Genomic DNA, 23,175 nt, shown 5'->3' on the forward strand with positions numbered 1-23,175 from the left:
ACTGCCGCTTTTCCGCCCGTGCCCGCTGGAAAGCATGGTGCCTCGTCAACGGCGGCGGGTTTGCTTTAGAACGTGCACATCCTTTTGCGATGGAGCCACGCGCATGACCGCCATTTCCGCCCAGCAGGCGTTGTCTGCCGCCCGACCCTATCCGTATTGGCAAGACACCCTGACGCGCGCTGCCACGGCGCCGCGATTGGCGGGCAACATCCGCGCCGACCTGGCCGTTGTCGGCGGTGGTTTCCTCGGTTTATGGACCGCGCTGCTGGCGCTGGAACGCTGGCCAGACGCCAACGTGGTGGTGCTTGAAGCGGGTCAGTGCGGCACCGAAGCGAGCGGTCGCAACGGCGGTTTTTGCGCGCCGAGCATTTCCCACGGCGTGTCCAACGCCTTGCGCCGCTGGCCAAACGAAGCCGAAAAGTTGATCCGCATCGGCCGGGAAAACCTCAGCGCTTACGCCGACGACGTGCAGCGCTTCGGCCTGGACGTGGAGTTCGAGCTGGCCGGCAAACTCAACGTCGCCAGCCAACCGTGGCAGGTCGAAGGCCTGCGTTCGATGCAGCGCAATTACCAGCACTTTGGCGTGGCGTGCGAGTTTCTTGAGGGCGACGCGCTGCGCGAAAAACTCAATTCGCCCGCCTATGTGGCCGGCGTATTCGAGCCTAACTACGCACTGATCAACCCGGCCAAAATGGTCGCCGAGCTGCGGCGGGTATGCCTGGAACGAGGCGTGAAACTGTTTGAAAACTCGCCCGTGACCGGCTTGCGCAGCGACGCCAATCAGCAACTGCTGGAAACCGGCTTGGGCACCGTGCGCGCCAGCAGAGTAGTGCTGGCCACCAATATCGCGCCGCCGCTTCTGAGCAAACTCAAAGCCGCCGTGGTGCCGATCTACGATTACTCGCTGGTCACCGAACCGCTGAGCGACGTCCAACTGGCCGCCATCGGCTGGCGCGAGCGCTACGGCATTGCCGACAGCGGCAACCAATTCCACTACCTGCGCAAAACCGCCGACAACCGCATGCTGTGGGCCGGTTACGACGCCATCTACCACTTCGGTAGCCGCCGCGATGAGGCGCTTACCCAACGCCCGGAAAGCTTCGAGCGCCTGGCCGAGCAGTTCCAGGCCACCTTTCCGGCGCTGGCAGGGGTGAAATTCACCCACGCCTGGGGCGGCATCATCGACACCTCGGCGCGCACCACGTTGTTCTGCGGCACCGCCGCCAACGGCCAGGTCGCCTACGCCCAGGGCTTTACCGGCCAGGGCGTATCGGCCACACGGTTTGCCGCGCTCACCGTGCTTGACCTTCTCGAAGGCCTGCGCAACGAGCGCACGCAACTGGCCATGACCGCCACCGCGCCATTTCCTTTTCCGCCCGAACCGTTGCGCTACGCCGGCATTCGCCTTGCCCAGCGCGCGCTGGCCCATGAAGACCGTACGGGCGAGCGCAGCCTGTTGCTCAAGGGCTTCGATGCCTTGGGCGTCGGCTTTGATTCCTGACTTTCTCTAACCCACGGAAGCGACCATGACTACGCCTGCACCCCAACACGTTATCGACTTCGCCAACCCGCAACTGGCGCCCGTCGAGTTCATCACCGACGACCCCAAAGCCGTCGACACGCCGTACACCGCCCGCAGTTGGCGGCACTTTGTGGAGCCGAGCAAGAAAGCCACCGGCGGCATCTGGGAAGCACCGCCGCACCTGGAACGCTGTGAGTGCGACTACGACGAACTGTGCCATTTGCTCGAAGGCCAGGTGCGCCTGACCGACAGCGCGGGCGTAAGCCAGCAGTTCTCAGCCGGCGATACCTTTGTGGTGGCGGCGGGGTTCAAAGGCACCTGGGAAAACCTCACGAAAGTGCGCAAGGTATTTATGATTTTGCGGGCCTGAACTTGCTCGCGAAATCGTTGGACCTGTGGGAGCGGCTTTTAGCCGCGATGCTTGTTCAGCCCCGCAATACCAGCGCCAAATCCGGGTAGCGCGCACAGATAAAGTCCACAAACGCGCGCACCTTTGGCGCCGCCAGCCGCCGTGACGTGTGCAGCACCCACAACTCGGCGTCGGCGCGCGACACAATTCCCCACTGCACCAACTCACCGCGTGCCAACTGCTCCCACGCCATGGACTGCGGAATCAACGCCGCGCCAGCGCCGGCAATCGCCGCATCGCGGATCATCAGAAACGAAGAAAACTTCAGCCGTGGAATCGGCTCCAACAATAAGCGGCCATTGTCGAGATTCCACTGCGTCTGCTGAAAATTGCTGAACACCACACTGGCAACCGGCTGCACGGCGTCGGCCGTTGGCGCGGGCATGGCAATGTGCGGCGCCGCCACCACCACCAGTCGATCCTTGGCAAAACAGCGGCCGACCAGGTTGCTGTCCGGGCTGGGGTTGATGCGGATGGCCACATCAAACTGCTCCTCGACAAGGTCAACCAGGCGGTCTTCGGCCACCACGTCCAGCGTGATTTCCGGATAAGCCGCGCAGAACTCGGCGCCAATGCGGCCCATCGCCAACTGCGAAAACAGTGCCGGCGCCGCCACGCGCAAGCATCCACGGGGCGTCGACAAACCTTCGCGCGCCGCCGTCATCGCCTCGGCCACTTCCCCCAGCGGCCCCTCGGTTCGCGCCATCAGCAACTCGCCGGCCTCGGTCAGCTTCAACCCTCGCGCGCTGCGCTCCACCAGGCGAACGCCCAGTTGCTCTTCCAACTCGGCGATGCGCCGCGACAACGTGGCTTTGCTGCGACCACTGGCGCGGCTGGCCTTGCCCAAGCCTTCGTTACTGGCGACGAGGGCGAAATCGATAAGCGCATTAAGGTCCATGGCTGTTCCAGATATGAAACGGGGAGTCTCGATGGTGGCGTCTTCGTTTTGATTTCGCAACGACCTACTGTGGCGTCAACGCAGCAAGGTCAGCCGATGTTGCCCGCGTACCCCTTCATTCAAGCGGAGATACACCATGAGCATTCTCATCACTGGCGCCACCGGCACCGTCGGTTCCCTGATCATCCAGCGCCTCAGCGACGCGGGCGCCGAGGTTCACGCCCTGGTTCGCCAAGCCGGCAAAGTCCCATTCCCAGCGGGCGTTAAAGAAGTGGTCGGCGACCTCACCGACGTCGCTTCCATGCGCGCCGCCCTGGCCTCGGTGCGCACCTTGTTCCTGCTTAATGCCGTCACGCCGGACGAAGTGACCCAAGCTCTGATTACCCTGAACCTGGCCAAGGAAGCAGGCATTGAGCGCATCGTTTACCTGTCGGTCATCCACGCCGACCGCTTCACCGATGTGCCGCACTTCACCGGCAAACACACCGTGGAGCGCATGATTGAAACCCACAACCTGGCCGCCACCGTGCTGCGCCCGGCGTACTTCATGCAAAACGAATACACCGTGCAGCAAGCCATCGAACACTACGCCGTGTACCCCATGCCCATTGGCGCGGCAGGCGTGGCCATGATCGACGCGCGCGACATTGCCGACATCGCCGTTGCCGAACTGCTGCGCCGCGACCAGGCCGCCACCGCGCTCGACAGCCTGACGCTCGAACTGGTCGGCCCGCAGGCATTTACCGGCAACGAAGTGGCCGCCATCTGGAGCGAGGCACTCGGCCGTCCGATCGCCTACGGTGGCGATGACGTAGCCGCCTTCGAACAGCAGATGGGGGCCTTTATGCCCGGCTGGCTGGCCTACGACCTGCGCCTGATGATGGCCGCCATCCAGACCTATGGCATGCAAGCGGCGCCGGGTGCCTTGGAGCGCCTGGAAAGCATCCTCGGCCGACCGCTGCGCCGCTACGAAAGCTTCGTTGGCGAAGTGGTTGCCGCAAGCCGAGGCTGAATAGCGGGGCAGGGGAGACACGCCAGAATTCGCGCGAAAACGTAGAGCAGTTAACCCCGCGCGCTTTCAACCAACCGCTGTTTTCCACCATCATGCAAGCCCGCCGCGCACCCGCGCGGCGCGCCTGTTTCTCCGTTGCAAGGATGCCCACATGAAAGATTGGCCAGACCGTCGCCTCACCGATTTGCTCGGCGTGCAGCACCCCATCATTCAAGCGCCCATGCTCGGCGCTGGCGCTGCCTTGATGGCGGGCGCAGCACAAGCCGGTGCACTGGGTTCGCTGGCTTGCGCGACGTTGACGCTTGCCCAAGTCGAGAGCGAAGTAGCCGCCTTTCGCGCCGCCACCGACGCACCGCTGAACCTCAACTTCTTCTGCCACCAACCCGCCCCGACAGACGACGCCGCCCAGGCCCGCTGGAAAGCGCTGCTGGCCGACTACTACCGCGAAGTGGGCGCCGACTTCGACGCCCCCACGCCCGTCTCAAGCCGCGCACCGTTCGACGAAGCGAGCTGCGCCTTGGTGGAAAAACTGCGCCCTGAAGTCGTCAGCTTCCACTTCGGCCTGCCCGCCGAACCGCTGCTAAACCGCGTCAAAGCCACCGGCGCCACAGTGCTGGCCTCGGCCACCACGGTTGAAGAAGCGCAATGGCTGCACGCCCACGGCTGCGACGCCATCATCGCCATGGGCTATGAAGCCGGCGGCCATCGCGGCATGTTCCTGCACACCGAACTGACCACCCAAATCGGCACCTTCGCCCTGGTGCCGCAAATTGTCGACGCCGTCACCGTGCCCGTCATCGCCGCCGGCGGCATCGCCGACTCGCGCGGCATCAACGCCGCCTTCGCCCTCGGCGCCGCTGGCGTACAAATCGGCACCGCCTACCTCTTTTGCGACGAAGCCAACCTCACCCCACCGCACCACACCGCCTTGCGCACCGCGAGCGCCAGCGACACCGCGCTCACCACCCTGTTCACCGGCCGCCCGGCGCGCGGCATCGTCAACCGCCTGATGCGCGAACTGGGGCCGCTAAACCCGAGTGCACCCGCGTTTCCCACAGCCGGTGGCGCGTTGGTGCCGTTGCGGGCCAAGTGCGAAGCGCAAGGGGTCGGGGACTTCAGCAACTTGTGGGCCGGGCAGGCGTTTGCCTTGAGTGCGGGGAGGAGAGGGCGGGTGACGGCGTTTGAGTTTACCCAGGGGTTGGTGCGAGGCTGCTTGACCACGTCGGGCTGAAGCCCGTGTAGCAGTCAATTCGCCGCAGTAATGGCAATTGAATATTACGGGCGATTAAGCGAGCATCGCCCGCGCTGTACCGATAAAACCCATGACAACAGGACGTCTTCATGCACCCCATCAAAACGCTACTCGCCTTCACCGCACTGGCCCTGACCGGCTGCGCCAGCGGTCCTACCGTGCCGCCGCCCACGTTCCCGGGCATCGAACAGTCAGACAAAATCACCATCGAAGACCTGCGCCCCAAAACCGAGTCTGAGAAAGAGATTTTCAGCCTGATGATCACCAGCGACGCCTACGCCATTTACCGCGTCGCCGATGACGCAACCAAACCGACCGGCCCACGTCTTCTCGCACACCGCGCGTACGAGTCGTTCCCGGAATTGGCCAGCCAGCCCACCATCAAAGTGCTGCACTTCGTCACCTACGCCAACCTGCAATCGCAACTGCGTAAAACCTCGATCGTCGCCGGCCTTACCGGCCCGATTGGTGTGGCGGTGATGGGCACGCCTGACTACCCATCGAGCCAAGTGGTCACGACGCCGGTAGACAGCGGGCAACTGGAAAAAACCGCTGGCGACGAGGAATACACCCGCGCCTACTTCACCGAGCAAGAAAACCCCAGCAAGTCGCCGGTGAACGTCATCTACATCGAAACCGAAATGCTCGGCAAACGCGTAGCCAGCCGTTGCCTGGTGCCGCCCGTAACAGGCAAACCCAACCTGTTTTTGGTGGAAGCGTTTGATATGTGCATCGCAAATCACCTGGCGCTGAATAAGGCGGCTGGTGCGCAGACGGCGGCTAAATAAGTGCTTTAAGGGGGGGGGCGGTCTTTTAGGCCGCTCTTGAGAGGGCAGGTAATTTCCGCGCGGCCCCAGCATGTCGCATCAATTAAAAAACTGACAGAAATTTAATCGGGAAAAGGAGACGGATTTATTAATCGACTCTAATTTAGAGTAGTTAAATATGTCCCCTTTTTTGTTCATGATAGATAGTTCGGTGAATGAGCTCCGCTACCCGGACTGATGGCCTGCCGTTCAAGGCTGAGACCGATGCGGCCGGGACAGACTATTAAGCAAGCATAGTCTGTCCACTCTGATGCGTTTTTAGGGTGTTTGCAGCGCCTCTAACGTCCAGTCGCCACCTTCATATTTCCGCAAATGTAAATATATTACGCCTGATGAGAGCTCTCCCTTCACGGTTGATTTTATGGATGCTCTTTCTATTCCTCCTCGTAAGGAGTAACCCACACCAAAAAACGACATGCTGGTCGTTTCTATTTTTCCGTACTTCCTCTGAACCGCTGAGGAGGACTTTATTTCTCGCTCGGCAAACTCCCAGGCTTTACCATTTTTCAGATGAAAAAACGTAAACGTGTAAAAACCGCCCCCAAGCACTAAAGCTAAGCAGGCAAGAATAATCATTTTTTTAATAAAAGCTGATTTCAACGCCAACGCTCCCATCAGATTTAATCCCACCTCTGTCAACGCTTACCTCTACGCCGGTTGCCCCGCTGGCGTATATATCATCTGGTGCATTTCTATTGTTTTGTAGCCCGGCTTCGACGCCCGCCACTCCTGCCACAAATGGGGTGGAGAAATTTATCTCACCATACGCTCCGGCACTGACCCCTCCGATTCCGCACATATTTTCTTCTGAGCCCGGTCGCCCTCCTAATGGATCGTGTGCCGCTCCTCCGCCTAAACCATAACCGAACTTTATGGTTAAGAACTTACCCCCAGTTTTTGGATCAACGCCAAAGTTGACTCCCGCTCCCCCTCCCCGATAGTAACCAGTGCTTATCGACCATAACCCTCTTGGGTCAACAAATAGAATTGGGTTTCCGTCCACATAGCCGTAAGTATTCAACCCACCCCGCAATCCAATCGGATCACTCTGCACATACCGCCCGGTATTCGAGTGGGAAAAGGGGACAGATTGAACCACCCCCGATATTTCGGACACCCATGAAAGGGGACAATCCCCGAGGAGGTGTTTGGTGGAACAACGTAATCGGTTCACAGCAGAGTTCAAGCGCGAAGCTGTCCGTCTTTTGAAGACATCCGGCAAGCCAGCCGCCGTCGTCGCTCGCGAGTTAGGCATCCCACGCAACCGGCTCTACAAATGGGCCCAAGACATGCAAGACAAGGGCGATCAAGCGTTCCAAGGCAGTGGCCGACCGAAAGCCAGCAGCGATGAGCTAAGCACCTTGAAACGTGAGAACGCGCGGCTCAAGGAAGAGAACGAGATTCTAAAAAAGGCGGCGGCGTACTTTGCACGAGAGCTGTCGTGAAGTACGCCTGGATCAGAAGCCAAAAGACTTCCTCGGTGCGCAAGATGTGCCAGGTACTCTCGGTTTCCACCAGTGGTTACTACGCTTGGGCCGGACGTAAACCAAGCGCCCGCAAGCTAGAAAATGCCCGACTGTTGAGCCAAATACGGCTGTTGCATACGCAAAGTCGAGAGGCTTATGGAACAGAGCGGATATGGCATGCGCTGCGTAGAAAGGGAGAGACGTGTGGGCGAAATCGAGTGCAACGGTTACGTCAGATCAACCAGATCCAGAGCCGCCGTCGGCGGCGTTATGTGCACGCAAGAGCGCCTTATCAACGTCAGGCAGTTGCACCAAACAAATTGAAATGGCCATTTGTCAGCCCCGGTCGTGATCGAGTTTGGGTAGCGGACATAACCTTCATACCGACTCGTCAGGGCTGGTTGTATTTGGCGGCAATACTGGATTTGTACACCCGCCGAATCGCGGGCTGGGCAATGGGCGAGCGAGCCGACCAACAATTAGCCAGCGCAGCCTTAAACATGGCCTTGCAAGGGCGCAGGCAAGCGCAAGAAACGATTCACCACAGCGATCAAGGCGTGCAATACACCAGCAACGCTTACCGGCAGCAGCTTGAAACCGAACAGTTAGTGGTTAGCACCAGCCGCAAGGGGATGCCGTATGACAACGCCGTTATGGAGAGCTTTTTCGGCTCGTTGAAACAAGAACTGACGCACCACGAAGACTTCGCAAGCCGTGACCAGGCACGCGTTCAGGTGTTTGATTACATCGAAGTCTTTTACAACCGCCAGCGGATACACAGCGCCCTGGGATACCGCACACCGCTGGAGTTCAGTGCGATGAATGAAGTACGTAATTAAACTGTCCGAGAAATCGGGGGTGGTTCAGATTTATTATTCGGCTCTAATTTAGAGTGGTTTAATAAATCTGTCCCCTTTTTTGTTCCGCACACAAAAAAACTATGGCTTCTTATATCCCTCTACAGCGTTCTTCAACTCTTGCACACAGACTTCCCCTCGCATACACGCTGCATCAACTGCGTAAGATTCACAAAAGGTCGAAGCCTTGAATCGGCGGGAGGCGAGACAACCCGCTCACTCATAATTACTTGCCCTTGAACAAAGGAATTAAAAATGAACAAATTTCCGTCTAGAACCAAGCGCCGTTCACTTGTTTGCCGTACGGCTAACCGATGCGGCCAAGTCGAAAAGAGGACAGATTTATATTCAGCTCTAATTTAGAGTGATTTAATAAATCCGCCCCCTCTTTGCCCATCCCTCTTCTTGTCACTTATTCAAAATATCCCAACTGCCAGGAAGCACCAAAATGCTTCTGTTTTTTTCGCCCTTAAGTTTTTCTCTAAGTCCAGCCTTGCTGTTAAATTCAGAAAGAAGATTCAAAGATTTTTCTACGAGCAGAGAAATGATTTGGAATCGAGCTTCAAAACTCATCGCGCTGTCGAGATCCAACGCCAAAGAGGCTTTTTCATTCTCGTCAACAGACGCCACTGAATTAAATCTAAACTGAATATGGCATGCATTTGACTTCACCTTGCTTTCAACCTCAACCGCGCCAAGGAAAACCCCAAAATTTATGTAAAACTGATTTCCATATTGAGACTTTTGCAAATTTATAATTTGCAAAACGTCATTAGTTCTCAGGTACCAGCTTTGACCTTTTTTCTTAAAGCCGCGCTCAGTCACTACTGAATTTATAATTTCTACTAATTCCTTCAAAGCCCCTCCTAATCGTATGTAACGACTCTAGTACTATAATCTTCGCCTAGCTCTCGCCGATATTGTTCAAGCTGCTTTTTTCCGAGCTCAATCGCTCTCGGATTATTTGGCTTTAGTTCGACAATCTCTTTTTTCTCGATATTGACTGCGTCTGGTCGCCTACCGCTAGGCAAGCGAAGCTCCTTTATGTAGCCATCCCCATACTCCCAGTCTTTATGTATTTGCCTACCGCGTGCCGCCGCCGCCGCCACTTTAGGGTTCTGCGCCCCCCTTCCCGGAGACATCCGAGGAAACGGCGGAATAGGTAACCGAAACTCTGGCGGACAATGTTCGCCTACCGCCTCATCATTTTTAAACCAGTTTTTGGCGCTCGCTCCCCCCCCGAATGGATCAAGCAGGGGAATACGGTCTTCCGCCAGCCCGTAAGTATCGGAAGCACTGAGCGGATTTCCGTCTACATACCCGTAACTATTTAGCCCACCCTCAAGCCCAATCGGATCACTCTGCACGTACCGCCCGGTGTTGGGGTCGTAATCCCTGAAGTAGTTGTAATTCAGCGCACTATGCCCGTCGTATTGCTGCCCTGGTAACCGCAGCGGGATATCCAGGTGGATGCCATCACCATCCGCGTCGCTGTTTGGCAACCCCACCCCAAACACGTCGCTGTTCCATGTCCACAACAGCGTTTGCGCTTGGTTTGTCGCCATACGGGGAGCGTTGAGGTGGTCGCTGTGCAGGTAATACTGGCTAGTGCTCGTTACCGCACCGGTGGTGCTGTACCTAAACTCGAGTCCAGCCAAGGGCATTCCGTCGAGCCAGATCCAGTACTGCGCGAGCGAAATTTTACCTTGGTTGTTGTAGCGCACTTGCCCCAGCAGTTGCCCGTCTGCGCCGTAAAGAAAGGTGACGGTGTAATCCAGTGCTCCGTTTAGGTAGGCGCGTTTAACTGTACGTTGGCCGAGGGCGTTGTAGCGGTAGTCTGCATATACAACGGTGGGGTTGAGGGTTTGGGTTAAGCGGCCTTGTTCGTCATAAACGTAGGTGCGCGTTGTGTTTTGTTTAAGTGTATTACCGGCCGCGTCCAAGTTGACCGTGGTTGCGTCCAGTTGCTGCAAACGGTTGCTGTCTGACGAGATGCTTAATGTTTGCGTGCCGTTTGGAGTCTCGGTGCCGTTGGCGTTAATGGTGAGGCTTTGACGTTGGGTGCGGTTGCCGGTGGCGTCATAGCTGTATAGGCGGCGGTTTGTAGCAGTTTTCTCCACCGTTAGGCGATCAAGCGGGTCGTACTCAAACCGCATCGGCCCGAAGAACGTGTGGTCGCGGCGGGTGATATTCCCGTTTGCATCGTACGGTAGTTTGGTTTGCCAAACGCCCACATCTTGCTGAGTGAGCTGGTAGTCGAGGTCGTAATTTCTGCTCAACTGAATGCCATTGCCCCATGTCAGACTTTTCAATGGCCCGAACGGCATGTAGCTGATGTTGCTGGCAATACTGGTGGCGGGCTGGCTGCCGATAGCCAAACTAACGCCTGTTACCTGGCCCGCCGCATTGCGCGGGTACGTCACCACAAACCCCGGGTAACCAATGCCGCTCAAACGGTTCGCGCCGTCGTAGCTGTAGGCCAGGTTTTCGAAGCGGTCGACGTTGTTCACTTTCACCGAGCGGGACTGGCTGACCAAGTTGCCGCGTGCGTCGTACATAAAGCCGATCAGGCCGGATGAATCCAGCAGTGCCGTTAAATGCCCGATGCCCTTGTTGCCTTCGGCGGTCATGTCGTAGGCGTAGGTCACATCCAGCGCGGGCTTGGCTGGATAGCGCCTGGCAGTGATGCGATTGAGGGCATCGTAGGTGTAAGTGGTGACCACGCCACGGGCGTCGGTTTTCTTGGTGATGTTGCCAGCGGCGTCGTGCTCGAACGTGCTGGTTCCGCTGTCGGGGCTGATTTGCTGGGTGAGGTTGCCCAGACCGTCGTAGCGGTATTGCGTGGTGACGCCGCGCGGGTCTTGCACTTTGGTGAGGTTGTCTTGGGCGTCGTATTCATAGCCGGTTACGCCGTTCAATGGGTCGGTGTTTTGCACCAGACGATTGAGGGCGTCGTAGGCTTTGTTGTTGCTGTTGTTTAGCGGGTTGGTGCTGAGGGTTGGGTTGTCGTTCAGGTCGTATTGCTGACGACTGTTCTGACCCGCGGCGCCGACTGAGCGCAGCAAGCGACCAAGCTCGTCGTACACCCACTGGTGCTGTTGGGTGAGGTTGTTGCTGGCATCTTTCAGGCGTTGGGCAGTGCGATTGCCCATGGCGTCGAGGTCGTATTCCACCTTGTCGCCGAGGTTGTTGGTCACGGCAACCAATCGGCGCGCATCGTCCCAGGTGTAGGTCAGAGAACTGCCGTCGCCTTGGGTGAGTTGCGTGATGTCACCAACGGCGTTGTAGGCGTAGGTGGTGGTAAAGCCGCTCCGGGTCACGCTGCTCAGCCAGCCTTGCGGCGTATAGGCGAGGGTGCTGACCACGCCGTTGGCATCGGTGATGGTTTGCGGACTACCGAGAACGTCAAAGTTGCTCAGCGACGTGACGTGGCCGAGGGCATTGGTGACTGAGGTGAGATGGCCTTGGGCGTCGTAGGCGTAAGTGGTTACGTCCGACACATCGGTGCGGGGGCCGTCGATGGTTTCCACCAGGCCGAGCGCGTTATAGGTGTAGGAAACGCTACGTTCTACAGCCTGAACCTGGCCGCCAAACAGGGCACTACTGAGGGCAAGCGAAAGCAGGCTCGCGCGGGAAAAAAGGTGATTCATAAGTCCGTCCTTGGCTTAAAGCGCAGTTTGCGTGCGGCTGGTTTGGCGACCTTGTGCGTCGTAGGTGTAGGTGGTGACTTGGCCGCCTTCGGTGACGGTTAGCGGCAAAAAAAACGTTGGGTGCCAGGTGGTTGTGGTGGTGCGGGCTTGGGGTGTGCCGGTGGCTTCGGTGCGGGTGGTTTCGAGGCCTCGGTCGTTGTAGGTGTACGTGGTGATGAAGCCTTTGGCATCGGTTTGGGTGAGGACTTGGCCGCGGTCGTTATAGGTAAAGGTAGCGTTGCTGGCGGGGCAATTGGCGGAGGGTTCCCCCACAACAGACACAATGTATTTAACTCCCCGGATTACCTGATAGCGATACAGCGTTTTTTTGCTTAACTCGTTGGTTACAGTCGACGATCCGTCGGTTCCGTAGCTGATGTAAATCTTGCCAATGCCGTTGGCCATTTCACTGGATATAGCGCGACCCTGATCGTCGTAAGCCCAAGTCACGGAGCGTACTCCGCGCTCATCAGTAATGCCGGTTAGCAGGTTAGGTTTACCGGCTGCTTCATAGTGATAAGTGCGACTTTCAGTCTGGCCGTTTCGAACACTGTTGAGTCGATAAAACTGGCCGGCGCTGTTATACGCATATGTAATATCGAGGCCGGCAGCATGCAGCTCCGCTGGGCGAAGTTGACTGTCTTGAGAATATGCCAAGGCATTACCGAGGTTGTCTGTCACAGTTACTGGAGTGACGCTTGTTACCGTGCCGTAGGTGAGTGTCTGGGTATTGCCGTTAGAGTTGGTTATAGCGATTAACCGACCACTGCTATCAAACGTCTGGCTTTGGTTGGCTGGCGATTTGTAAAGCCAGTTACCTCCAGATCGCACCAACTTACCCAATTCTTCCCCCTTAGGCACACCGACGTTATTTGCAACGACAAAGGCTGCTTGGCTGCCATCGGCGCGCGCCACCGTAACTGCGGATCCATCCATCTCTAAATGGGCGGAGTAGGTATGGCTCCAGAGACCGCTGACACTGTTGTAGTAGCGAGTAAAAGAAATAGGTGAGGCGCCCGTGGGAGCAAAGTCGGTTTCTTCCTGGAATGTATTGCCTATCGCGAAGTTGATCGGGTCACTCACGAGTTTGGTCGGGGTATTACTGGCGGCCGTTGAATTACATATCTGAGGGTTATCCGGGTTACCCTGCTGCTTTTCAACCTGAGAAATAGAGTCGTCTTGGCATGTTTTACTAGCAGGATTTAGGCTGGTGCCTGAAGGGCACTCATCTCCTTCTCTGAATATCCGTGTGCCGCCATGCCCAACAGCCTGCCCGGTACTTGTTGAAAAACTTTGGTAATGACATTCGTATTGCGGAACATTTCCCTCTGTAGCATTCACTAAATAGTGCAGCTTATATTCATACAGCCCCCCACCAGTCCCACGATCATTTATATACTTCAAGAAAGTATCGCATGCGACCTCAGGAGTGGCATTTTTTGCGTGGGGCTCAGACCAATTTCCGTCCCAGTACCAGGTATACGGAGCCGCTAGGACGCTTGAACAATAGCCAAGGCTGATAAAAGCGAAAAGCCCAGCCAATAATTGGTTTTGTCGTTTCATATCAAATCCATATGCAAAAATTAAACGCCCAGAGTTCCGACTCAAACTCTCTAAAAAACGAACGATGTTCTAAGTACAAAACGAGGTTATTCGTTGTCTTTAAAAACCATCGCCGTGCCTTCGATACGTCCCGACATGGGGGGACTATCGAGAACTTGAAGGTGGTATTGGCCAAAAGCCATCTGAAGATCATCCTTGATCATAAAAAAGCGCATCCGTAACTGAGATGTCCATCCTAGAGCGCTCTGTTTTCCATCATCGCATCGACGCCCACAAGCCAACCGCCGAGACTTTGTGACGGTCTTCAACAAATATAAGGGAAAAGGGGACAGATTTATTATTCGGCTCTAATTTAGAGTGGTTTAATAAATCTGTCCCCTTTTTTGCTCATACGTATTCAGCCCCCCCTCAAGCCCAATCGGGTCACTTTGCACATATCGCCCCGTATTCGGGTCGTAATCCCGAAAGTAGTTGGAAACTAATCGACAATTGAGATACCGCATCTCTTAAGAGTCGGGCATCTCAATCTGCTACTCCTTAATTATGGAGTTTCCATATCGCTTACGGGAGCTCCTCAACACTCTTAAAAAGAGCCACAAATTCTGCGCCCCAGCTCGGCTCAATAATTAGCAAAAAAACCTCTTTCTTTTTAATTCTTAGCGCTATTTCTTGTAGTTTATCACTCCGCAAAAAGCTCGAAGAGTCAACTAAACTTGATGCCCACACAAGCTTTTCAGAGACAACGCCTGCGGCTGTCTGATCATCAAGAACATACAATCTGGAAACTATATTTTTTGCTATAAAGTCCACGATTCTAAAAAACTCACAACCAAAAACACTCAATGTAACAATCTCACCGTTAACGAGCTCAAAAACAAGCGACAAACTACTTTCAGAAACCACTTCAATCGATCGAAAAATCGAGTCGTGATAGTTCTTTACTATTGAATTATTCATTTTCTCGCGCTCATCAAGAATCAATGTCCGGGTTAAATGGGCGGCCACTTCCTCGCTCCGGTTCGCCATTTTCTTTGCGCCCCCAGTCATGTACGTGCGGAACTCCCTGACCATGATCATGATCCCAATCGATATCTTTAACGGGCTTGCCGTCCTCGCCATACCAACGTTCCTGCCCGCTTCCCGGATTTTTGTATTTTGATCCAGGTTCGCCCTCATTTGGAGTTTTAAGCTGACATCCGCCTGCACAATCATCCAGTTCGGGGCTTGCGAGCGACGTGTTCGGCACCATCATGCATATAGCACCAACTCCAGCTGGAATCGCTATGATCCCGGGGATTTTAGGAATACTGATAAGCCGTGGCAGTGCAGGTATTAGCCATCGCGGCAAACGGAATGATATCAACCCGGATCTGTCTGTGAAGGCGATTGGATTCCCCTCTACATACCCATACGTATTCAACCCTCCCTCTAGCCCAATCGGATCACTCTGCACATACCGCCCCGTGTTCGGGTCGTAATCCCTAAAGTAGTTGTAGTTCAGCGCGCTATACGCCTCAAACATCTGCCCTGGAAAGCGCAGCGGGATATCCAGCACTACGCCATTGCCATCCACATCACCATTCGGTGCGCCCACGCCAAAAGCATCGCTGTTCCAGCTCCATTGCAGCACTTGCGCCTGGTTGGTGGCCAAGCGGGGGGTGTTGAGGTGGTCGGGGTGCAGGTAGTAGGTGTTGGTGCTGGTGACTGCGCCGTTGGTGTCGTATCTGAATTCCAAGCCAGCCAGGGGCATGCCGTCTAGCCAGATCCAGTATTGCGCCAGGGCTTTTTTGCCGAGGTTGTTGTAGCGAACCTGGCCTAACAGCTGGCCGTCGGCGCCGTAGAGGTAGGTCATGGTTTGGTCCAGCGCGCTGCCGAGGTAGGCGCGGCGGCTGGTGCGTTGGCCGAGGGCGTTGTAGGTGAAGTCGGCGTACAGGGCGGTGGGGTTGAGTACTTGGCTGAGTCGGCCTTGTTCGTCGTACACGTGCACGCGGCTGGTGCTTTGTTGAAGCGTATTGCCGGCGGCATCGAGGGTAATGGCAGCGCCGCTGCTGGTTTTTAGGCGGTTGCTGTCGGTGGCGGTTACCAGGGTTTGGGTGGCGGTTTTGCTTTCCACGCCTGAGGCGTTGGTGGTGTAGCCCAGGCGCTGAAGGCGGTTGCCCGTGGCGTCGTAGCTGTAGGTTTTGCGCTGGGTGGCGGCTTTTTCTTCAGTGAGACGGTCAAGGGCGTCGTAGCTGTAGTTGAGCGAGCCGAACAGGCTGTGTTGATGGCCTTTGATGTTGCCGTTGGCATCGAAGCTGTAGGTGCTTTGCCAGGAGCCGACGTTTTGCTGGGCAAGTTGATAGTCCTGGTCGTATTGGCGGCTTAGCTGAATGCCGTTGCCCCACGTCAGACTTTTCAGCGGGCCGAACGGCAGATAGCTGATGTTGCTGGCACTGTTAAAGAGCGAAGAAGAAAATCAATTAGCGACTCTGAGTTAGAACGATCCAGATAAATTTACTTTTTTGTCAGCGGAATAGGGGTGGGTTTATTAACCGAAGGTATTTAGGGTGGTTAAATAAATTCGTCCCCTTTTTTGCACTGAGATGTAGCTGTTCAAGCTTCATTTTTATTGTTCGCTTGTCTCATTGTGACTTCAAATTCTGATAAGTCTACAGACTCAAGAAAGCTAACAGCTCTGTCTGTGTTTGGAGTGGTAGATATCACACCAAATCCAACGTCGTCGTGAGGATAGAGTAAGACTTCATTGTGCTCCAAATGAATAAAAATATGGCCCCGAATCCCACCTAAAGCCATTACCGAAAAGCATGCCCCATAAAGTCCTTTCTCCGTCGTGGGGGACAGAGCGATTTTTTGGAAAGTTTCAGGTTCGCAGTCTCTCCTTAGCACAAACGGCGGAAGAGACGTTAACGCTGGAGATAAAATTTGCCTTATTTCATCGGATGAATATTCGTAATTTATTTCTAGATCAGAATCGTTGCAACTCGTCCACAGGGAGCTAAAGATTTCAACGGGGAAAAGTTGGTCTTCGAAATGAGACCATAGGAAATTTAGCGCGATGTTAGCTCCTCTTTTGATGTTCTTGTTTTTATATGCGAAGAACCCACAATATCCTTTGGAGCAGGTGTAGCTATTCAGATCTACTTGTTTGGTAATTTCCATTTTGCGCTCACTTGTCAACTTTTATAATTTTGCCGCCTGCCGAAACAGTTATTTTGTTGCCTGGCTTCGGTGGTACTCCGGGTTTAGGTCCTACTTTCCATTCTCCACCTTCTGAGCCGGAGTGATTGGTGTTACTTGGCGACCATATCTCGCCAGTTAATGTGTTCTTTTTGTCTCCATTTCCTGCTGAAACGAAATCGTCCGGGTGGGTGGATGGTGTTCTTACGATGTCGTCAGGGTCGGAATTAGAGGCCTTGGTTTTCGGCTTATCTGTTCTGTCTTTCGCGTAATAACAGCCTCCGGTTGGGCATTCACCATTTCCCAGCTTCTCTGAATAGACCATACAGGCGAGACCAGAACCAATCGCCGCCGCACCGCTGCTGATCCCAGGAATAACTATTTCTGGCAACCACCAAACTGTTGGAATGTCGAACAGGTTAGCGCTGAGGCCGTAAGGATCGGAATAAACTATTGGGTTACCTTCCACATACCCATACGTATTCAACCCACCCTCAAGCCCAATCGGATCACTCTGCACGTATCGCCCAGTATTCGGGTCGTAATCCCTAAAGTAGTTGTAGTTCAGCGCGCTATACGCCTCAAACATCTGCCCTGGAAAGCGCAGCGGGATATCCAGTACTACGCCATTGCCATCCACATCACCATTCGGTGCACCCACGCCAAAGGCATCGCTGTTCCAGCTCCATTGCAGCACTTGCGCCTGGTTGGTGGCCAAGCGGGGTGTGTTGAGGTGGTCGGGGTGCAGGTAATAGGTGTTGGTGCTGGCGACTGCGCCGTTGGTGTCGTATCTGAATTCCAAGCCAGCCAGGGGCATGCCGTCTAGCCAGATCCAGTATTGCGCCAGGGCTTTTTTACCGAGGTTGTTGTAGCGAACCTGGCCTAACAGTTGGCCGTCGGCGCCGTAGAGGTAGGTCATGGTTTGGTCCAACGCGCTGCCGAGGAATGCGCGGCGGCTGGTGCGTTGGCCGAGGGCGTTGTAGGTGAAGTCGGCGTACAGGGCGGTGGGGTTGAGTACTTGGCTGAGTCGACCTTGTTCGTCGTACACGTGCACGCGGCTGGTGCTTTGTTGAAGCGTATTGCCGGCGGCATCCAGAGTAATGGCAGCGCCGCTGCTGGTTTTTAGGCGGTTGCTGTCGGTGGCGGTTACCAGGGTTTGGGTGGCGGTTTTGCTTTCCACGCCTGAGGCGTTGGTGGTGTAGCTCAGGCGCTGCAGGCGGTTGCCCGTGGCGTCGTAGCTGTAGGTTTTACGCTGGGTGGCGGCTTTTTCTTCAGTGAGACGGTCAAGGGCGTCGTAGCTGTAGTTGAGCGAGCCGAACAGGCTGTGTTGATGGCCTTTGATGTTGCCGTTGGCATCGAAGCTGTAGGTGCTTTGCCAGGAACCGATGTTTTGCTGGGCCAGTTGATAGTCCTGGTCGTATTGGCGGCTTAGCTGAATGCCGTTGCCCCACGTCAGACTTTTCAACGGCCCGAACGGCAGATAGCTGATGTTGCTGGCAATACTGGTGGCGGGCTGGCTGCCGATAGCCAAACTAACGCCTGTTACCTGGCCCGCCGCATTGCGCGGGTACGTCACCACAAACCCCGGATAACCAATACCGCCCAACCGGTTTGCACCGTCGTAGCTGTAGGCCAGGTTTTCGAAGCGGTCGACGTTGTTCACTTTCACCGAGCGGGACTGGCTGACCAGGTTGCCGCGCGCGTCGTACATAAAACCGATCAGGCCGGATGAATCCAGCAGTGCCGTTAAATGCCCGATGCCCTTGTTGCCTTCGGCGGTCATGTCGTAGGCGTAGGTCACATCCAGCGCGGGCTTGGCTGGATAGCGCCTGGCAGTGATGCGATTGAGGGCATCGTAGGTGTAAGTGGTGACCACGCCACGGGCGTCGGTTTTCTTGGTGATGTTGCCAGCGGCGTCGTGCTCGAACGTGCTGGTTCCGCTGTCGGGGCTGATTTGCTGGGTGAGGTTGCCCAGACCGTCGTAGCGGTATTGCGTGGTGACGCCGCGCGGGTCTTGCACTTTGGTGAGGTTGTCTTGGGCGTCGTATTCATAGCCGGTTACGCCGTTCAATGGGTCGGTGTTTTGCACCAGACGATTGAGGGCGTCGTAGGCTTTGTTGTTGCTGTTGTTTAGCGGGTTGGTGCTGAGGGTTGGGTTGTCGTTCAGGTCGTATTGCTGACGACTGTTCTGACCCGCGGCGCCGACTGAGCGCAGCAAGCGACCAAGCTCGTCGTACACCCACTGGTGCTGTTGGGTGAGGTTGTTGCTGGCATCTTTCAGGCGTTGGGCAGTGCGATTGCCCATGGCGTCGAGGTCGTATTCCACCTTGTCGCCGAGGTTGTTGGTCACGGCAACCAATCGGCGCGCATCGTCCCAGGTGTAGGTCAGAGAACTGCCGTCGCCTTGGGTGAGTTGCGTGATGTCACCAACGGCGTTGTAGGCGTAGGTGGTGGTAAAGCCGCCACGGGTTACCGAGGCGAGCCAGCCTTGTGGGGTGTAGGCGAGGGTGCTGACCACGCCGTTGGCATCGGTGATGGCTTGCGGATTACCCAGAACGTCGAAGTTGCCCAGCGAGGTGACTTGGCCAAGGGCATTGGTGACGGAGGTGAGATGGCCTTGGGCGTCGTAGGCGTAAGTGGTTACGTCCGACACATCGGTGCGCGGACCGTCGATGGTTTCCACCAGACCGAGCGCGTTATAGGTGTAGGAAACGCTACGTTCTACAGCCTGAACCTGGCCACCAAACAGGGCACTACTGAGGGCGAGCGAAAGCAGGCTCGCGCGGGAAAAACGGTTATTCATAAGTCCGTCCTTGGCTTAAAGCGCACTCTGCGTGCGGCTGGTTTGGCGACCTTGCGCGTCGTAGGTGTAGCTGGTGACTTGGCCGCCTTCGGTGACGGTTAGCGGCAAAAAGAAGGTTGGGTGCCAGGTGGTTGTGGTGGTTCGGGCTTGGGGTGTGCCGGTGGCTTCGGTTCGGGAAGTTTCGAGGCCTCGGTCGTTGTAGGTGTACGTGGTGATGAAGCCTTTGGCATCGGTTTGGGTGAGGACTTGGCCGCGGTCGTTGTAGGTGAAGGTGGAGTTGCTGGCGGGGCAGTTGGGGGAGGGTTCGCCTTCGATCGAAACGATGCGCTTAACGCCTTGGATAACCTGGAACTGGTACACCGTTTTCTTCCCAAGTTCATTAGTAACGGTCGAACTGCCGTCCGGGTTGTAGCTAATCAACTCTTTTCCTGCGCCTCCTGGACCCTCGCTCGAGATCGCCCGGTCTTGACCGTCATAAGACCAACTCCTATAGCGAACGCCCCGCTGATCAGTTATTCCGGTTAGTAGATCACCGTTGTTCGGATCTTCATAATGGTAAAAGCGAGTTTCTGTTTGAGTATCTTGAGTTTTAGATACGCTTTGCAGACGCCGATAAATGCTATACGTATAGTTAATAGTAGTTGCGCCTGCTGTCATGCTTAAAGGCTGGTGGGTGCTATCTTCCCTAAACTTTAGCTCGTTATTCATCGAGTCCGTCACCGTAATAATACGTTGTTGTGACGGTGAGGGTTCGGAGTAAGACAGCGTTTGTACACCACCTAGAGGATCAGCTATTTTTAACAATTGACCGTTCTGGTCAAAACTCATTTTTTGGTTGTTTTTCGTAGCGTATTCCCACCCTTCAGGCGTGCCTTTTAAGCTGCCAACGTCCTCTTGGCTGCTGCCGTTAAGATGATAGAAAACTTCACGGCCGTCCGATCTGACGACCGTTACTCCGTCGCTCAGAACTCGCAAATGCGTAGAATAGTTATGTCTCCAGTTTCCATCTAAGTTGTTGTAAGCTCTGGAGAACCCAAAAACAGCTAATCCGGGGATCTTATAATCGTATTCTTCTTGGAAAATACTTCCTATAGCAGGATTCACCAGCGAGCTTCCTGTTTTACACGCCTCCGTCGCTAGCTGACCTTTCTGTTTGCCAGCTAGAGGACCAACGCATTCTCCCGTCTCTGGTTTGTAGCTAGCACCTGGCAAGCAGGAGTTGCCGTTCCGAAAAACTGCATCATTATAGGAGGCCCAATATTGACCGTCTGGGGAATAGCCAGTGTAATTGCAGCGTGCCAAACCCATATACTCGTCATAGGGGGAGACGCTATCGTAAATTCCATAAAAGCCTTGATACGGCCGATTTTGTGATTTTTTTACCTCATATTTACAGGCCTCTACCAGTGAAGAGAAATGCAAGTCGTGTCCATAGGCCGGTATGTACCAATAGTATTCTGTAGCGAAGGCGCCATTTGGTAAGTGCAAAATAAAGATTATCAGCGCTTTCGAGAAATTCCTGCCAAACGCAGATTTGATTGTAAAAGTTGAGACGTTCATTTTTTTGATCATTCCATAATCATCTCGAATTCACGCTTTGGCTAATTTTCCGGCCTTGCGTGTCGTAACCATAGGTAGTTACCTGACCGCCTTCGGTCACGGTTAGCGGTAAGAAGAAGGTTGGGTGCCAGGTGGTTGTGGTGGTGCGGGCTTGCGGTGTACCGGTGGCTTCGGTGCGTGTGGTTTCGAGGCCTCGGTCGTTGTAGGTGTAAGTGGTGATGAAGCCTTTGGCGTCGGTTTGGGTGAGGACTTGGCCGCGGTCGTTGTAGGTGAAGGTAGAGTTGCTGGAGGGGCAGTTGGAGGTGGGTTCGCCTTCGATCGCAGTGATGTGTTTGACGCCCTGAATCACTTGGTAGCGGTAGGTGGTTTTTTTGCCAAGTTCATTGGTGACGGTGGAGGAACCATCGACGTTATAGGTGATCGCAACTCTCCCAATGCCGCCGGCTTGTTCGCTAGAGGTAACCCTATTTCGATCATCATAGTCCCAAGTAGAAGTACGGATGCCGCGTTCATCAATGATGCCTGTAAGGGTGTTCGGCTTGCCGGCGTCTTCGTATAGATAAGTGCGACTTTCAGATTCACCATTGCGAGTGCGATCAGCCCGATAAAGCTGACCACTGCTGTTATAGTTGTAAATTACATCAAAACTAGCTGTGTGCATTTCTCCGGGTCGGAAATTGGAGTCTTGGGTAAACCAGAGATTGTTCCCGAGATTGTCAGTTACGGTGACTTTTGTGACCGGTTCTGTCGGGCCATAGATGAGAGTCTGTGTAAGTCCATGTAGATTCTCCGTGGCGATGAGTTTGCCTTCGCCATCGAATGTCTGAGTATCATTGCTCGGCGAGGTATATACCCAGGTGGCGCCTATTTTTTTTAAAAATCCCAGTCGATCATGCTCCGCGACGGCCACGCCGCCTATCATGGAAAATGTTGATTGTTTGCCACTTGCCTCCACCAGCGTAGCACTAGGGGGATCAAAGACAATATGGGTTGAGTAGGTGTGATTCCATAGACCGTTATCGCTATTGTAATGACGAATAAATGAAACGGGCGAAACTCCAATTCCAGAGTAATCGGTTTCAGTCCGATATGTGTTTCCTATTGCGGAGTTAATAAGCAGCCCGCCTGCGTTATCTGGATTTGTTTCTAAAGCTGCACAGGCCTGAACGCCTTGTGGGTTGCCCTTTTGCTTTACCTCATTAGATACGGTTGGATCCTGGCAGTAATGAATTTCAGCGTTCAATAATTGCCCTTCGGGACAGGTTTCGCCTTCTCGAAATATCCGCCTGCCGCCATGCCCAACATACATCCCCGAGGATTTTTCAAATGACTGAGCATGGCATTCATATTGAGGAATTCCTCTCTCCGTAGCATTTGCTAGATATTGGAATTTTGCTTCATAATTACCGCCAGCAATATTCAAATATTCGAGGAAATTTTCGCATGCTGCCGCAGGCGTTGCATGCTTAGCATGCGGTTTATGATCCAAATTGTTAGCATCCCAATACCATGTAAATGGGGCGCCCCTAACCTCAGATCCTCCGAGCATAGATAAAAACAAGAGAAAAACATGTTTTGCATCAAATCGAAATTTCACAATTATCTCTCTATGCATCAACTTGGCAGAAGGGAATGTCGGTATTACGATTTAGCAATTTTTAAGCATGATTTATGTGATTCAATTTATAAAGTGGTTTATAAAACCTCAGATGGCTTCAAGGGAGAAAGGAGGACAGATTTATTATTCGGCTCTAATTTAGAGTGGTTTAATAAATCTGTCCCTTTTCGCTTTTCGATCTGAGCTAGGAAGAGCATATGAAGAGAAAAACGCGTCATTGAATACTCCATTTCCACGTCGAACACGTTCCGTTGTTACCGGCGATTTTAGACACCGGCCAGATGCCCCCGCGGACACTACTGAACCCCCCTCCCGTTGTCCACGCTCCGCCAGCTCCCCCGGCCAATTCTGTGAACGACCAACAGAAATCTCGCCACCCTCTTTACGCATTCCCTGCGGGATATGTCTTGCAACGCAGCTTCGCTTTAAAAACCCGTTGCAGGGTAGGGGAGTGGCTTCTATAGTCCCGCCGTCGCTGCCAATTCAGCGACCGGGTTTGGCGATCCGTAAGGAACAATTGCG

Annotated in this window: 19 protein-coding genes and 1 pseudogene; 7 read left to right on the forward strand and 13 right to left on the reverse strand. The window is 54.7% G+C overall.

What is annotated here, in order from left to right; translation table 11 throughout:
- Positions 1-103 precede the first annotated feature (103 nt).
- Entirely contained in the window at positions 104-1,501 is a 1,398-nt protein-coding gene (locus ACZZ0Q_RS08390) for an NAD(P)/FAD-dependent oxidoreductase (RefSeq protein ID WP_463539374.1), read from the forward strand.
- Positions 1,502-1,526: 25 nt separating this feature from the next.
- A complete protein-coding gene (locus ACZZ0Q_RS08395) occupies positions 1,527-1,892 on the forward strand; it encodes a cupin domain-containing protein (protein WP_463539373.1) in 366 nt (121 codons plus the stop codon).
- 55 nt (positions 1,893-1,947) lie between these two features.
- Here the strand turns inward: ACZZ0Q_RS08395 and ACZZ0Q_RS08400 are convergent, their stop codons facing one another.
- Positions 1,948-2,829, reverse strand: a complete 882-nt coding sequence (locus ACZZ0Q_RS08400; RefSeq protein WP_463539372.1) for a LysR family transcriptional regulator — start codon at positions 2,827-2,829, stop codon at positions 1,948-1,950.
- A gap of 136 nt (positions 2,830-2,965) precedes the next feature.
- Here ACZZ0Q_RS08400 and ACZZ0Q_RS08405 point away from each other — a divergent pair, with 136 nt between their 5' ends.
- The 3 genes from ACZZ0Q_RS08405 (at position 2,966) to ACZZ0Q_RS08415 (ending at position 5,881) form a co-directional block, all read left to right on the forward strand.
- Positions 2,966-3,841 (forward strand): SDR family oxidoreductase, encoded by an 876-nt coding sequence (locus ACZZ0Q_RS08405; protein WP_463539371.1) that lies wholly within the window; start codon positions 2,966-2,968, stop codon positions 3,839-3,841.
- Between the two features lie 151 nt (positions 3,842-3,992).
- On the forward strand, positions 3,993-5,072 hold the full coding sequence (locus ACZZ0Q_RS08410) for an NAD(P)H-dependent flavin oxidoreductase (protein ID WP_463539370.1): 1,080 nt from the start codon (positions 3,993-3,995) through the stop codon (positions 5,070-5,072).
- A 110-nt stretch (positions 5,073-5,182) separates the two neighbouring features.
- The gene (locus tag ACZZ0Q_RS08415) at positions 5,183-5,881 is read left to right on the forward strand and encodes a hypothetical protein (RefSeq protein ID WP_463539369.1); all 699 of its coding nucleotides are present in this window, start codon (positions 5,183-5,185) and stop codon (positions 5,879-5,881) included.
- Between the two features lie 297 nt (positions 5,882-6,178).
- Here ACZZ0Q_RS08415 and ACZZ0Q_RS08420 read toward each other — a convergent pair whose 3' ends face one another.
- Positions 6,179-6,535 (reverse strand): hypothetical protein, encoded by a 357-nt coding sequence (locus ACZZ0Q_RS08420; protein WP_463539368.1) that lies wholly within the window; start codon positions 6,533-6,535, stop codon positions 6,179-6,181.
- Positions 6,501-7,175, reverse strand: coding sequence for an RHS repeat-associated core domain-containing protein (locus tag ACZZ0Q_RS08425; RefSeq protein WP_463539367.1), 675 nt, complete (start codon positions 7,173-7,175; stop codon positions 6,501-6,503). Before ACZZ0Q_RS08425 ends, ACZZ0Q_RS08420 begins: the two co-directional genes overlap by 35 nt.
- On the opposite strand from ACZZ0Q_RS08425, the gene ACZZ0Q_RS08430 reads away from it, so the two are divergent.
- Complete coding sequence (locus ACZZ0Q_RS08430) at positions 7,072-7,365, forward strand: transposase (RefSeq protein ID WP_463549378.1); 294 nt, start codon at positions 7,072-7,074, stop codon at positions 7,363-7,365. The two genes, ACZZ0Q_RS08425 and ACZZ0Q_RS08430, sit on opposite strands and share 104 nt — an antisense overlap.
- Positions 7,362-8,225, forward strand: a complete 864-nt coding sequence (locus ACZZ0Q_RS08435; RefSeq protein ID WP_463539365.1) for an IS3 family transposase — start codon at positions 7,362-7,364, stop codon at positions 8,223-8,225. The genes ACZZ0Q_RS08430 and ACZZ0Q_RS08435 overlap by 4 nt, the downstream gene beginning before the upstream one ends.
- A 426-nt stretch (positions 8,226-8,651) precedes the next feature.
- Here the strand turns inward: ACZZ0Q_RS08435 and ACZZ0Q_RS08440 are convergent, their stop codons facing one another.
- The 10 genes and pseudogenes from ACZZ0Q_RS08440 to ACZZ0Q_RS08485 all read right to left on the reverse strand — a co-directional run bounded on the left by ACZZ0Q_RS08440 (position 8,652) and on the right by ACZZ0Q_RS08485 (position 22,632).
- Entirely contained in the window at positions 8,652-9,101 is a 450-nt protein-coding gene (locus tag ACZZ0Q_RS08440; RefSeq protein WP_463539364.1) for a DUF4304 domain-containing protein, read from the reverse strand.
- 8 nt (positions 9,102-9,109) lie between these two features.
- A complete protein-coding gene (locus ACZZ0Q_RS08445; RefSeq protein WP_463560459.1) occupies positions 9,110-11,893 on the reverse strand; it encodes an RHS repeat-associated core domain-containing protein in 2,784 nt (927 codons plus the stop codon).
- A gap of 15 nt (positions 11,894-11,908) precedes the next feature.
- Positions 11,909-13,495, reverse strand: a complete 1,587-nt coding sequence (locus ACZZ0Q_RS08450; protein ID WP_463560461.1) for a DUF6531 domain-containing protein — start codon at positions 13,493-13,495, stop codon at positions 11,909-11,911.
- Positions 13,496-13,884: 389 nt separating this feature from the next.
- Positions 13,885-13,968 (reverse strand): annotated as a pseudogene (locus ACZZ0Q_RS08455) (RHS repeat-associated core domain-containing protein); the annotation flags it as partial.
- 88 nt (positions 13,969-14,056) lie between these two features.
- Positions 14,057-14,500 (reverse strand): hypothetical protein, encoded by a 444-nt coding sequence (locus ACZZ0Q_RS08460; protein ID WP_463539361.1) that lies wholly within the window; start codon positions 14,498-14,500, stop codon positions 14,057-14,059.
- A complete protein-coding gene (locus ACZZ0Q_RS08465) occupies positions 14,466-15,608 on the reverse strand; it encodes an RHS repeat domain-containing protein (RefSeq protein WP_463560463.1) in 1,143 nt (380 codons plus the stop codon). Before ACZZ0Q_RS08465 ends, ACZZ0Q_RS08460 begins: the two co-directional genes overlap by 35 nt.
- A 479-nt stretch (positions 15,609-16,087) precedes the next feature.
- Positions 16,088-16,654 (reverse strand): hypothetical protein, encoded by a 567-nt coding sequence (locus ACZZ0Q_RS08470; RefSeq protein WP_463539360.1) that lies wholly within the window; start codon positions 16,652-16,654, stop codon positions 16,088-16,090.
- A gap of 7 nt (positions 16,655-16,661) precedes the next feature.
- Positions 16,662-19,475 (reverse strand): RHS repeat-associated core domain-containing protein, encoded by a 2,814-nt coding sequence (locus tag ACZZ0Q_RS08475; protein WP_463539359.1) that lies wholly within the window; start codon positions 19,473-19,475, stop codon positions 16,662-16,664.
- A gap of 15 nt (positions 19,476-19,490) precedes the next feature.
- A complete protein-coding gene (locus ACZZ0Q_RS08480; protein WP_463539358.1) occupies positions 19,491-21,047 on the reverse strand; it encodes a DUF6531 domain-containing protein in 1,557 nt (518 codons plus the stop codon).
- Between the two features lie 7 nt (positions 21,048-21,054).
- A complete protein-coding gene (locus tag ACZZ0Q_RS08485; RefSeq protein ID WP_463560465.1) occupies positions 21,055-22,632 on the reverse strand; it encodes a DUF6531 domain-containing protein in 1,578 nt (525 codons plus the stop codon).
- Positions 22,633-23,175 lie beyond the last annotated feature (543 nt).

Source organism: Pseudomonas sp. AC070 (assembly GCF_979258635.1).